12 protein-coding genes are annotated in these 11,929 nt (G+C 51.5%); 4 read left to right on the top strand and 8 right to left on the bottom strand.

Going from position 1 to position 11,929, the window contains the following annotated elements; translation table 11 throughout:
* Positions 1-123 precede the first annotated feature (123 nt).
* Positions 124-1,032: a recombination-associated protein RdgC gene (rdgC, locus tag CODIS_RS12655; protein ID WP_069125622.1), complete on the bottom strand. Its 909-nt coding sequence runs from the start codon at positions 1,030-1,032 to the stop codon at positions 124-126.
* 349 nt (positions 1,033-1,381) lie between these two features.
* Here rdgC and amrA point away from each other — a divergent pair, with 349 nt between their 5' ends.
* Complete coding sequence (gene amrA / locus CODIS_RS12650; RefSeq protein ID WP_069125619.1) at positions 1,382-1,969, top strand: AmmeMemoRadiSam system protein A; 588 nt, start codon at positions 1,382-1,384, stop codon at positions 1,967-1,969.
* Positions 1,970-2,027: 58 nt separating this feature from the next.
* Here amrA and CODIS_RS12645 read toward each other — a convergent pair whose 3' ends face one another.
* Positions 2,028-2,810: a pentapeptide repeat-containing protein gene (locus CODIS_RS12645; RefSeq protein WP_069125617.1), complete on the bottom strand. Its 783-nt coding sequence runs from the start codon at positions 2,808-2,810 to the stop codon at positions 2,028-2,030.
* Between the two features lie 443 nt (positions 2,811-3,253).
* Between CODIS_RS12645 and fliK the strand changes: the two genes are divergently transcribed.
* Genes fliK through CODIS_RS12630 form a run of 3 tightly spaced genes read left to right on the top strand, consistent with a single transcriptional unit; the run spans position 3,254 to position 5,028 of the window.
* On the top strand, positions 3,254-4,414 hold the full coding sequence (gene fliK, locus CODIS_RS12640; RefSeq protein WP_069125841.1) for a flagellar hook-length control protein FliK: 1,161 nt from the start codon (positions 3,254-3,256) through the stop codon (positions 4,412-4,414).
* Positions 4,411-4,704 carry an EscU/YscU/HrcU family type III secretion system export apparatus switch protein gene (locus tag CODIS_RS12635; protein WP_069125614.1) on the top strand — a complete coding sequence of 98 codons (294 nt, stop codon included), beginning with the start codon at positions 4,411-4,413 and terminating at the stop codon, positions 4,702-4,704. The genes fliK and CODIS_RS12635 overlap by 4 nt, the downstream gene beginning before the upstream one ends.
* 48 nt (positions 4,705-4,752) lie before the next feature.
* Positions 4,753-5,028 (top strand): hypothetical protein, encoded by a 276-nt coding sequence (locus tag CODIS_RS12630; protein ID WP_154723115.1) that lies wholly within the window; start codon positions 4,753-4,755, stop codon positions 5,026-5,028.
* 109 nt (positions 5,029-5,137) lie between these two features.
* Here the strand turns inward: CODIS_RS12630 and CODIS_RS12625 are convergent, their stop codons facing one another.
* The 6 genes from CODIS_RS12625 to fliF all read right to left on the bottom strand — a co-directional run bounded on the left by CODIS_RS12625 (position 5,138) and on the right by fliF (position 11,922).
* Positions 5,138-6,379, bottom strand: coding sequence for an EAL and HDOD domain-containing protein (locus tag CODIS_RS12625; RefSeq protein WP_069125608.1), 1,242 nt, complete (start codon positions 6,377-6,379; stop codon positions 5,138-5,140).
* Between the two features lie 288 nt (positions 6,380-6,667).
* On the bottom strand, positions 6,668-7,099 hold the full coding sequence (gene fliJ, locus CODIS_RS12620) for a flagellar export protein FliJ (protein ID WP_069125605.1): 432 nt from the start codon (positions 7,097-7,099) through the stop codon (positions 6,668-6,670).
* Between the two features lie 15 nt (positions 7,100-7,114).
* Positions 7,115-8,530: a flagellar protein export ATPase FliI gene (gene fliI / locus CODIS_RS12615; RefSeq protein WP_069125603.1), complete on the bottom strand. Its 1,416-nt coding sequence runs from the start codon at positions 8,528-8,530 to the stop codon at positions 7,115-7,117.
* Positions 8,531-8,536: 6 nt separating this feature from the next.
* Entirely contained in the window at positions 8,537-9,217 is a 681-nt protein-coding gene (locus CODIS_RS12610; protein ID WP_069125600.1) for a flagellar assembly protein FliH, read from the bottom strand.
* Positions 9,201-10,253, bottom strand: coding sequence for a flagellar motor switch protein FliG (fliG, locus tag CODIS_RS12605; protein WP_069125598.1), 1,053 nt, complete (start codon positions 10,251-10,253; stop codon positions 9,201-9,203). The genes CODIS_RS12610 and fliG overlap by 17 nt, the downstream gene beginning before the upstream one ends.
* Positions 10,243-11,922 carry a flagellar basal-body MS-ring/collar protein FliF gene (gene fliF / locus CODIS_RS12600; protein ID WP_069125595.1) on the bottom strand — a complete coding sequence of 560 codons (1,680 nt, stop codon included), beginning with the start codon at positions 11,920-11,922 and terminating at the stop codon, positions 10,243-10,245. Before fliF ends, fliG begins: the two co-directional genes overlap by 11 nt.
* Between the last annotated feature and the right edge of the window lie 7 nt (positions 11,923-11,929).

The raw sequence follows: 11,929 nt of genomic DNA, 5'->3' as shown, positions 1-11,929 counted from the left end.
AATCCTGGTTATTAGTCGTGTATGCGCCACAGGTCTGATTCTCAGTCAGCACTCGCCCACTTTCGCTCAGCCTGAACACACCCGGACTTCAGCCTCTATAAAATAGTCCTATGGGAAAAATCCCTAAGACTCCGCTATTCCGCCGAAGAGTTCGAATAAACGGGGTAAAAAGCGACGAAACTCCAGACTCATCAGCGTGAATTGGCCATCGAAGGCATCGGCCTCGCTCTCAACCTGGTAATCTGCGGCCTGCTCCTGGATGAGGTCGAGAAACTTAAGTCGTTTTATCGACATATCCTCATCAATAGTGCAGGAGAGGCGTTCATCCCACTCTACAGCGAGTTTAACCACCTGCTTGCCGGCATCGATATGCGCCAATATCTCATCCGCCGAAAGATCCTGTCCTTTACACCGAAGGATGCTCGCCTCATCGCTACGGTCCTGCAGTTCGCAGCTATCCAGAAGGGTAAAGTCCGCGTTTTGGCTGGGACGCTTCAACCACTCTGTCATGACATAGGATGGGGACGTCGCAACCTCCAATGGTTTTACCGGCAGACTGCCCAGAGTGTCGCGCAGCAGGGACATCAAAGCTTCCGCCCTGTTGGCGCTGGCAGCATCCACCACTATCCAGCCCTGCTGTTTGTCGATCATGGCGAATTGCCGGGTATGCCGGCTGAACGCCTTCGGTAATAATTGATGAAATACCTCATCCTTCAATTCACTTCGCTCTCTGCGCGCTACCTTTCGCCCCTCCTCCTGCTGGATCTGATCGATCTTCTCTTCCACGATCTCATTGACAACCGCTGCAGGCAACAGCTTGTCTTCCTGACGGGCACAGATCATCTGACACCCGCCGGCCTCATGTACCAGCGCCTCCGATTGACGGCCCAGCGGGCTGTCCCATCCCATACCGATCAGATCATGGCTGCCACAAGCCTGAAACCGCTTAGTCTCAAGCTTATCGGCAAGTGCTTCCTGACTGAGGTTGAGGGGATGCTGTAGCAGATAGATACGAAGATTTTTGAACCACATCACATTTACCATTCTGTAAAAACGAGGAGCGGATTATGGCGAACCGGAGGTGAGTAATCCAGGGCTTCATAAGTGAAACAGTGATTCAGCCACAGATAATTGTGCCGGCCATCATTCTGTCAGCCTACAGGCCAGGTTACAGGTTGCTATTTATCCGATTTCGATACATGTTTATCAACATCCCTTTTCTAAAAAAGCAGCGTCAATCCGAAAGCAGACAGGGATGAAACAGCTATTGAGTACTCGGTCAAAAACAGAATAAACGGGAGCAGATGGCAGCGCTGTCAGCGCTGCTCCAGACAGTGGAAACGAACCAATGTAATGCATATGAGTATATCGGGTGAATAGTATGAACCATACCGCGCATTCACAATTTTCTGCAGAGGAAAGAGCAACCTTGCTTGAGGTTGCTGGTCATTCCATCAAGCATGGTCACGAGCAGGGTGTGCCGCTGCCGGTTGCAGCCAATGACTATCCAACAGGGCTACAAGAAATTCGAGCATGTTTCGTTACCCTGCTGCTGGGAGGAGATCTGAGAGGATGTATCGGGCATCTTGAAGCTCATTTGCCGATTGTTGAGGATGTCGCTGAGAATGCCTATGCTGCCGCTTTCCGAGACCCAAGATTCCCACCGTTAACCTCCCATGAGAGGAAAAATCTTGAAATACACATCTCAGTTCTGACGCCTGCTGAGGCCATCAATTTCGAATCCGAGCAAGAGCTGGTATCAAAAATCAGACCATCTGTAGACGGCTTGATTCTACTGGATGGACATCACCGGGGTACCTTTCTCCCTTCAGTTTGGGGATCTATTCCTGATACCCGCAATTTTCTCAGCCATCTCAAACAGAAGGCCGGCCTGCCCGCCAACTATTGGTCCAGTACGCTTGAGGTTTATCGTTATGAGACCGAGTCGTTCAGTGGCGCACCATCCTGAGCCAAGCCTGGGCTGCAACAGCCGTGGATCGCCGGATGTTGCGGGTCAGTCACCGACGCTACTGTTTTTCGCATTTCCCGATGGAGTTATCCCCGCAATTTCTACCATCTAGCCAGAGTGCGTTGTCGAGCCTCGCGTTTTCAAGGTTGGCATCATCAATCCGGCTATTGGAGAGATCGGCAAAGCGCAGATCGGCATGACTCAAATCGGCACTCCTTAGATCGGCAAACTGGAGATTGATCCCCACCATAGCCGTACCGCGCATTTGCGCATGACGTAGATCCGCATGACTGAGATTGGCATAGCGAAGATCGGCGTTGCTCAAATCCGTGGCACTCAGTTTTGCACGACGAAGCACCGCACTGTTCAGGTTCGCCCCCGCAAGGCTGGCCGCCCCCGCATCAAGATCTTTGATGAGGCAGTTACGCCAATTCACACCGGGGGCTGGCGGTGCTTCGCACACAGACTCTTCGATCTTTTTCGGCATTCCATACCGTAATGAATAGAAGACGACGGCGCCGATGACTAACAGGAAGATCGACAAAGAGAGTATGGGAAAACGGTTCTCCTGCTTACTATCTCTTGCGTCTGCAATTTCACGGGCAGCAACCTTGGCCTTAGCTTCACTATCCCCTTCCGCCGCCCTCAATTGGAGTGGAACCACACTGGGTATTTGACTGATAGTCTGCCATCTATTTTTGTCGGGACTTATCTGATCCCGTAACTCAAGCTCTCCGTCAAGTAACAGGTGACGAATTTTCGCGCTGGTGAGCGGCCCCATGACCAGGTCATCATGCTTGACGAACCAACTTTTTGGTTTTTCATCGTCCTGCTTTTGCATCGCTTCGTTATCCGCCAATGTGACACCTACCCTATCGGCCAAATGGGAAAGAAATGAACACCATCGAGTCCGCTCGCATATAATGTTAGCAAGCCCCGGCCCAAAACAAGGTATGATCCGTCAATAGCTATTGGATCTCCACCGAGAGGCTGGGTCAGGCCTGTTAATGCTGAGTCAGGCAATGAAAAAAGATCTGCTGTTTTACAGCAAATAGACGCTAATCACCGTAAATGGCCATAAATTATCTGATTTCCTGCACAGACCGACTACATCGGGAGCTGAATTGAGCGGTAACCATACACATTGTCAAACATTAGCGATCCCTTGCGGTGATTGGCGCTCGTCTGCGGCCTTTTCTTCATCATCTGCCCCCCATCACCAAGGCAAAAATAATCAAACTATGCCAGGCCGCCACCCACTCTGGGATATGAATGGATTTTAATATGGAGATATCCGGTAGCAAAATCGTACTGCCACTACCGACAATCGAGCCTGGCAAGTCCCTTTTAGAGCAACTTCAGCCTGGGCAGATATTAAGGGGTACTGCGCTGAGTGAAAATATCAACGGTACGATTCGGCTTCAGATCGGGGTTACACGGCTGATCGCCCAAACCACCCTGAGAGTACCCACCGGCCAGACCTTGACCCTCCAGGTAGAGAAAACAGGTAATCTCCCTGAGTTACGGGTGCTCACTCTCCCCAGTCTGGAACAGATGAAGTCAGCCGCGCTGAAACAGGTGATGCCCCGACAACAGCCTTTGCCCCAGCTGTTTAAGCACCTGACCCAGGTAACAGCCGACTCAACCCGCACCAATCAGCTACCACCGGCGGTCAAACAGGCTGTGCAGAGCATTTTGACCAGAGTCATGCCGATACAAGACCCCGGCTTCAAGACCCAGCTGGTTCAAGCAATGCAACTGAGTGGGACTCAAACAGAGGCCCGCTTGATCAACCATCAGATAAACGGCAGAGATCTCAAACTAAACCTGCTGCGTCTTATCGGACTGATAAAACCATTGATCGGTAATCCTGGAAGCCAGATCAATCAAGCGCTGACATTTCAACAACCATTAATAAACCCGGCGCAGTCACCCCCAGTGACTCCACCACCCACAGCGCAGGAGACAAATCCAACCACCAGGCTGTTGCTCGATCTGTTCAAGCATTTGGATGGCGCAATTGCGCGAATTCAGACAAATCAACTTAGTTCCCTGCCAACCGAGGATACAACAAGACAGGTTTGGCAATTTGAACTCCCCATTCGCCAGGAAGGAGGTTTCGATCTGTTTCATTTCAGAATCAGTCGCGACGCTGTAAGGAAAGGCACTGAAACGGAGTTCATGTGGAGTCTCACGCTACATATGAATCTGCCATCCCTTGGCCCTATGAGAGTAAGGTTGTCACTTTTCGGAGAAAAACTATCGACGACCATCTGGTCTGAAAAGCCGGGTACGGCGAGTTTGGTCAATCAGCACCTCGGCAGACTTCGTGCCAGCCTGGAGTCAACGGGCCTGGAGGTCAATAAGCTGGATGCCTTTCAAGGAATCGCCGAGATTGAAAACGAACTACCCAGCGAGCAGGCGCTATTGAACGAGAAAGTATGACCGATTATCAAGCCAAAGACCCGGACCTTGCCATCGCCTTGAAATATGACGGGGAAAATGCACCCCGTCTAACCGCGAAAGGACGTGGAGAGTTGGCGGATAGAATTCTTGCCTTGGCGGATGAGCATGCCATCCCCCTGCATGAAGATGCGGAGTTGGCTGCTCTGCTGGCTCAAATCCCACTGGGCGATGAGATACCCGAATCGCTCTACCGGGCAGTGGCAGAGGTAATTGCCTTTGCCTACCTGCTCTCAGGTAAACTGCCACCGGGCTATGATGATGGCTTATGATCAACCAATACGGAATCCGTCGTTTCCGAAAAACAGAGGAAGTCAAAAATGAGAAGTGTGATACTACGAATTACAGTTATGCTGTTGCTGCTATCGTCCCTGCATCTGTATGCGGAAGATGGTACCGCACAACAACAGAAGCAGGCCACTACAACGTCCTCGCAGATAAAGCAATACAGCAGTCATCCTGCAAATAATAATCAACGCAGCCGTAAATGCGCTATCTATTCCGGTGTCTGTCCCATGGGTCGTGCGGCCAATGTTGGTGACTACTGCGTCTGCCATACACCATCCGGCCCGATCCACGGCGTCGTCATACCCTAAATTTCTTATTCGAAATGTCTACCCTGGTCGGCAGGACAGGGTAAGACATGAAACATTATCAGCCGGTCATTCTGAGCTGTATATTTATATACGGCATGGTCAGCACTCGCTATGCAAACTCCCCGCGTATCATCTCGACACGTTCCAAAGCCTTTACGTACAAGCTATTCAAACGCTCAACCGACATGGATTGTGCCGCTTCAGTCAGCCATTGGCACTCCTCCAGGTCAATGGCGCACTGTAGACTCATTGCATAGGGACCGCTACGTTCCTTGAGTGCCTCGATCATCTGTTCAGGCAGTGGAAGTTCAATGACGAGTTCTTGCATAGACAGGGGAAGCATGGCGTCCAATGTGGACAACAGACCAACTGTATATGCACTTTCAGGGTCTCCCAACTTCAATTCAGTGACATGTGATTTACATACCTCCGCCCGTACCAGACTGGTGGTTATCAGCTCCGGAGAGAAATTATCCATGCCAGCCATAATAAACAGTGTCGACCATGCACGTAACCTGTGCATACCGACATAGATTACGGCCTGATGTATGGAGGTCACCTTTTTAGGGAAACTGATCGCGGCGGAGTTGATGAAGCGCAGTACTTTGAAACTCAGGTTTGCATCGAGTTCTATCAACGATGCTATCTCATCGATATCGGCATTCTGGTCATTGATTTTTGCGATCATCTGCAACACGATATTCTTGTTGCTGGATAACCTCGAGGTTGTCACTATTTGCGGTTTGGCGAAAAAATAGCCTTGGAAAAGGTCGAATCCGAGCATCTTCACGCGATCGAAATCTTCCCGTGTTTCAACTTTTTCGGCTAGCAGCGTCAATCCCATCGACTTGAGTTCATGTATCTGTTTCTGATAGGCATCGATATCAAGATGGAGAATATCAACCTTGACGATGCTGCAATGGGGCAGAAGAGGATTCCAGCGTGGTTCAAATCTAAAGTCATCCAGTGCGATGGTGTATCCTTCAGCATGCAGTCTGCTCACTCCGTTTATAACATCAGCCGTAGGCTCTATATCCTCAAGAACCTCAATGACAAGACGAGACTTGTCAATAGGCAGTGGCTGCAGTTCGGTAAAGAAGGCACGGGTCATATTGATAAAAACCTGATGCGGGCCCACCAGGCGATGTAAGCCAAATTCCAAAAAGCTGTCCAGTACTGTACGCGCAGTTGCGAGATCGCCATCGAAGCCCGTTTCACAAAAGGCCTCGTCAGAGCGATAGAGGAGTTCATAACCGTAGATGTTAAGATGTCGATCCAGAATCGGTTGACGACCAACCCGGCTTATCCCTACTGGTAATACTGGCTGTGAAGTGCCGGTAATTTCGTTCATCGGTCCTGTAACCCTAAGTAAATACCAGAAAACCGCACAGATACCGGTTAATCCTATTTATAAATCCCGTTCCCTGCATGCTTCCACCTCATTTCCTACTGATTAAAAACAGATTTCTGAGAGTATGCCTCTATAGGATTCTAACAGATCATCTGATGACCAGTTGATTAGTATTGTCGAAACAGTGTTTTATTTAGGATGGCGGGGGACAAATCAGAATTAACTATTGACCTAATCCAAGCACGGCACATGGATCCTACCTGCTGTTTTTCCTAAGCAGGTAAAGAACTACTTTTCCCTTTGTGAATGATCATCATTCTCTTTTTGTTCCAGTTTGTCGGCAATCTTTCGTTCCTGTTTCCGAAAATTATCAACGGCTTTGTTTAAAGCTTGAGTGCGGCTATGCTTTTTCTTCCAGAAGTTCCTTGTACTACTATGGTTGATGACGCTCGCTGCCACCACCACCTCCTGCTGCTGGTTGATCGCCTCATCCAGCTTGGCGAGAAAGGCCCGATACTCCTGTAATTGAGTCGCATTCATGCCCTCTCCGGCCATTTTCTTAAAGCGTTCCAGATACTCCTGATGGTATAATTTAAGCTGTTCCAGCTTTGCTTCTTCCTGTTGCAGACTCTTCTTAGCCTGTCCCATCATACGCGCGGCTTTCTGCTCTTTTGAGTGAGCGAAACGCTGAACCGGCTTGAGTCGTTTTGATGGTGACATATTCTGAATATCCAATTATTGTTCGATGGTTTGAGGTAGATTGAGCCCTTCAGGTATCTCTATATCATCGACATCTTCAGCGGGAAACAGGGATTCTAGATCCTGCATGCTCTGCTCGAGTGTAACCCTGGTATTCATATCCTGACGAAGAAATTGGCTTAATGCCGGCATTGCAGAAATTGCAATATCGATCTGTTCATCGCTACCAGCCTCATAGGCGCCAACACTGATCAAATCTCTGTTCTGTTGATATATAGAGTATAGATGTTTAAACGAACGCGCGGCATCCTGATGGCTATAGCTGGTGACATCGTTCATTGCCCGGCTGATTGAGGCCTCGATATCAATTGCGGGATAGTGTCCTGCATCGGCCAAACGACGGGATAATACGATATGTCCATCGAGTATCGCCCGGGCAGCATCCGCAATCGGATCATTTTGGTCGTCACCTTCAGTCAGTACTGTATAAAAGGCAGTAATCGATCCACCGCCTTTATCCCCGTTCCCGGCCCTTTCCACCAACTGTGGCATTTTGGCAAATACAGAGGGTGGATAACCCTTTGTCGCCGGAGGCTCATGAATCGCGAGCGCAATCTCCCGTTGTGCCTGAGCAAAGCGCGTCAAGGAGTCCATCAGCAACAAAACATGCTTGCCCTGCTCGCGAAAACTTTCTGCAATACTGGTCGCCAACATTGCACCATGCATACGCCGCAGGGGTGGATTGTCGGCAGGCACTGCGACCACCACTGCCCGTTTCAGGCCCTCCTTGCCGAGAATATTCTCTACAAACTCCTTTACTTCACGGCCACGTTCTCCAATCAATGCCACTACCGTGACATCTGCATTGGTATAGCGTGTCATCATCCCCAGCAAAACACTCTTACCGACACCGGAACCGGCGAACAGCCCCAAACGCTGGCCACGTCCGACACTGAGAAGGGCATTGATGGCACGGACACCAACATCCAGGGGTTCGCGGATTGGGGTTCTCGCCAGGGGATTGAATGAAGTCCCGGTCAGCGGGCGACGCTCATCGTTGTGAATGGTACCGAGTCCGTCCAAGGGCTTGCCGGCACCATCAATGACGCGTCCGAGGAGTTGTTCTCCGACAACAGCTTCACATACCCGCCCTGTGGGGATGACTCTGGCTCCCTGCTCCAGGCCCTGGATGTCACCGGTTGGCATCAGATAGAGACTCTCCTCGCCGAATCCGACAACCTCTGCTTCGATATGGGTTCCGTTGCTGCTCACCACGTCACACTGTCCGCCGATGGCTGCACGGCAACCGATTGCTTCCAGTGTCAAACCGACCATACGGGTTAGGCGGCCCTCTACCACCAAGCCGCGGTCGTCCCCCAGGCGATCCTGGTACTGACGCAGTCTTTCTGCCAGGTTCGCCTGACGCTGGGTCACGATGGAATCTGTTGTCATTGATGATTACTCATTTTGACTGTCTACGGCCCGGGTGCTCGCCAGCAACGGGGCAATAAGCGTGGTAAGGCGGGATTCGAGGGTACCATCGATCTGCGAAGTGTCGGTGACCACTTTGCACCCGCCACGATTGATGACCGGGTCCTCGATCAGACTCCAACCCACTTCGTTGTCCCCCAATGCATAGACTTCACGAATTAGCTCTGCATCTTCCGGATGAAGCAATAATCGCACATTATTGGAAGAGACAGGTAAAACTGAGAGCGCTTCACGGACCACACCGACGATCAGATTCGGATCACTCTTCACCTCACGTCGCAGGAGCTGCTTGACGATTGCGATAACCAGACTCAGCAACTCCTTCTCGACTTGGTCATCCAAGTCCCGCAATGGCTGTTCGAAATGGGAAAGCAACTTGTTGAGGTGAGCGGTGTAGTGTTGGATATCGCGTTTGGCTTGTGCCAGCCCCTCCTTGTGACCGAATTCAAACCCCTCTTGTTTACCCTTCTCGAAACCCTCCTCATAGGCCTGTTTTTGAAGTTGCTCCAGTTCACCTGCCGTAGGAGGTGCACCAGGTGGCTGTAAGGTTCGCGGTGTCCCCACCCTGCCATCACTCATTTCAGGTGGCAACCACTGCATGACCTGATCAAGGTCGGAATCCTTGTCTGATCTAGACGAACTCTTCACCACCGCCTCCGAGCATTATCTCACCGGCATCCGCCAGACGGCGTGCCACCACCAGTATCTCTTTCTGGGCGGATTCGACATCGCTCAGCTTAGCGGGCGCGGCTGCCTCGAGATCATCCTTCAACATTTCAGCCGCACGTTTGGACATGTTCTTGAATATCTTCTCTTTCAACGCTTCATCTGCGCCGCGCAGGGCCAATAGCAACTGTTCCGTACTGACTTCTCGCAATAGGCTCTGGATGCCGCGATCATCCACATCGATGAGATTCTCGAAGACGAACATATTGTCCTGAAGCTCCTGTCCCAGGTCGCTATCGACTTCAATGATCTCTTCCATCAATTTGCTTTCCACCGCACCATCCAGCATGTTGAGTATTTCCGCGGCTGTTTTAACACCACCTAAATTGGAGGATTTAACATTGGTGGCGCCGGAAAACTGTTTTTCAAGAATCTCGTCGAGTTCCTGCAGTGCAGCAGGCTGAATGCCGTCCAAGGTCGCAATCCGCATGATCACGTCCGTGCGCACCCGCTCAGGAAACTGGCTGACAACCTGGGCCGCCTGATCCGATTCCAGAAATGAGAGTACTATAGCGATGATTTGCGGATGCTCGAGACGGATAAGTTCTGCGATTCCCCTGGGATCCATCCACTTCAGTTGTTCGAGTCCCTTGCTGTTACGTCCGAGCAGTATCCTGTCTATCACCCCACCCGCCTTGTCTTCGCCCAATGCGCTGTTGAGCATGGTGCGGATATATTCGTCAGAGCCAAGCCCCAATGCCGTCTGCTTCTCCAGGGTCGAGACAAAGTGTCGCATCACGCCTTCCATCTGATCGGTGGAGACATCGGTCAAAGTCGCCATGGCGAGGCCGACATCCTGCACCTCTTTCGGACCCATATGCCGCAACAGCTCAGCGGCATCCTTCTCCCCGAGCGCCAGTAACAAAATAGCTGCACGCGAGACGCCGCCAATCTTAGCGACTTCGCTGTTTTCTTCGGTTGCTACCGCTTTCGAATCTGCTACCTGATTATCTGCCATCTTCTGCAATCCACTTCCGAACGACCTGCGCCACTCGTTTCGGATCTTCCTCGATCATGTTTCGAGCTGCATCCAGAGTCTTCTCATAACTGCGAGGCCCCGGAAGATGCAGGGAAGCATCATCCTCGGCCAGGGCGCCCATCATACCGCCAGGTTCGCCTACAGCACCTTCTTCGAGGCTTCCTGTGGCGCCACCTGCAGCCGCAGCCACACCTTCAGGCATGGGGCTGATCGCCACCTGTTTGGTGAGACGGGTCATTGTCGGTTTCAATACTCCAAAGATTAGTAGCAGGAACAGCAGAACGCCACCAACCTGTCGTACGATATCCCAAAACCATGCCTCTTCCCACATCGGAGCCTCCGGTAGTGGTTCCGGCGGTGCCGGCACATAGAAGGCTTCATCGACGACCTGGACACTATCACCGCGCTGGAGATCGTAACCGATCGCCTCCTTCACCAGCGTGGAGATCCGGGTAATCTCTTCAGCAGTACGTTCTATCACTTCGACCGTTCCATCCTCTGCGGTCCGGTAGCGATGATTGACAACCACCGCAACAGAAAGCCGACGCAGGCGACTGGTGGGCAGTCGGGTATGACTGATCGTCTTATCCAGCTCATAATTTCGGGTTGCCCTTTTACTGGTGTTGATAGGTGTGCCGCCGGCTTCGGCATTAGCGCCACCAGCCGTGACTTGAGGCGAGGTCGCGGCAGCCGGCGGTTGGTTGGATAAGGCGCCAGGTACTCCTTGAGCCTCATTCAACAAAGATGACTGTTCATTGAGCTGCTCGGAACGCAGCGCAGTGGCATCCGGATTGAAATACTCTTGGGTTTTTTCGATATAGGTGAAATCAACGTCCGCGGTGACTTCCGCACGCAGGTTTTCCCGACCCACCATGGGCGAAAGAATATCCTCGATACGCTGTTTGTAGTGACTCTCAAGTTCCCGGGTATACTCAAACTGACTTGTGGTCAACCCCATTTCCCGTGAGTCATCCTTGCTGCTCAAGAGACGGCCCTTATGATCGACCACCGTAACCTTGGAGACATCAAGTTCCGGCACACTTGAGGCAACCAGGTGAGTGATTGCATCAACCTGTCCCTTCTCAAGGTTTCGTCCGGAATAGAGTTTCAGCACCACCGATGCACTGGGGAATTTACGCTTGCGGACAAACACCGACTGCTTCGGATTCGCTAAGTGGACCCTGGCGCTCTCGACACTGGTCAGGGTCATAATGGTGCGGGCCAGTTCACCTTCTATGGCGCGTTGATAGCGAGCCGATTCGACCAGACGACTGGTGGAAAACCCCGTATCCTCCTGCATCAACTCAAAGCCGGCGGAACCCGATTGCGGCAATCCCTGGCCGGCAAGTTTCATCCGCGCTTCCTGCAGGTCACTGCTGGGCACCATGATGATGCCGTTGCTCTGATCGATCTCATACTTGATGCCGGCCTGCTGTAAGGCCTGAGCTATCTCGACAGCATCCTTGTGGGCGAGGTTGCCGTAGAGCGGGCTGTAACTGGGCTTCTGGGTCCAAAGCACCACTGCCACTCCCAAGGCGACGCTTGCGGCAAATCCCACCATTACAGCAATCACACGTAAAGTGGGATTATTCTGAAGACGATGCTTTACCTGAATCTCAGTATTTGTCTCGGTTGCTGTCGTTGCCATTTTTTGC

Source organism: Candidatus Thiodiazotropha endolucinida, assembly GCF_001715975.1.
In the GTDB taxonomy this organism is placed as follows: Bacteria; Pseudomonadota; Gammaproteobacteria; order Chromatiales; family Chromatiaceae; genus Thiodiazotropha; species Thiodiazotropha endolucinida.
The sequence above is the reverse complement of the archived record's forward strand: the minus strand, read 5'-3'. Positions and strand labels throughout refer to the sequence as shown.

Excerpts from the sequence above, each read along its gene's own strand:
- CODIS_RS12630 (WP_154723115.1), top strand. The coding sequence starts at position 4,753 with ATGAGAAGTGTGATACTACGAATTACAGTTATGCTGTTGCTGCTATCG.
- fliJ (WP_069125605.1), bottom strand. The coding sequence starts at position 7,099 with ATGTCACCATCAAAACGACTCAAGCCGGTTCAGCGTTTCGCTCACTCA.
- CODIS_RS12625 (WP_069125608.1), bottom strand. The coding sequence starts at position 6,379 with ATGAACGAAATTACCGGCACTTCACAGCCAGTATTACCAGTAGGGATA.
- fliF (WP_069125595.1), bottom strand. The coding sequence starts at position 11,922 with ATGGCAACGACAGCAACCGAGACAAATACTGAGATTCAGGTAAAGCAT.
- rdgC (WP_069125622.1), bottom strand. The coding sequence starts at position 1,032 with ATGTGGTTCAAAAATCTTCGTATCTATCTGCTACAGCATCCCCTCAAC.
- amrA (WP_069125619.1), top strand. The coding sequence starts at position 1,382 with ATGAACCATACCGCGCATTCACAATTTTCTGCAGAGGAAAGAGCAACC.
- fliK (WP_069125841.1), top strand. The coding sequence starts at position 3,254 with ATGGAGATATCCGGTAGCAAAATCGTACTGCCACTACCGACAATCGAG.
- fliG (WP_069125598.1), bottom strand. The coding sequence starts at position 10,253 with ATGGCAGATAATCAGGTAGCAGATTCGAAAGCGGTAGCAACCGAAGAA.
- fliI (WP_069125603.1), bottom strand. The coding sequence starts at position 8,530 with ATGACAACAGATTCCATCGTGACCCAGCGTCAGGCGAACCTGGCAGAA.
- CODIS_RS12635 (WP_069125614.1), top strand. The coding sequence starts at position 4,411 with ATGACCGATTATCAAGCCAAAGACCCGGACCTTGCCATCGCCTTGAAA.
- CODIS_RS12645 (WP_069125617.1), bottom strand. The coding sequence starts at position 2,810 with ATGCAAAAGCAGGACGATGAAAAACCAAAAAGTTGGTTCGTCAAGCAT.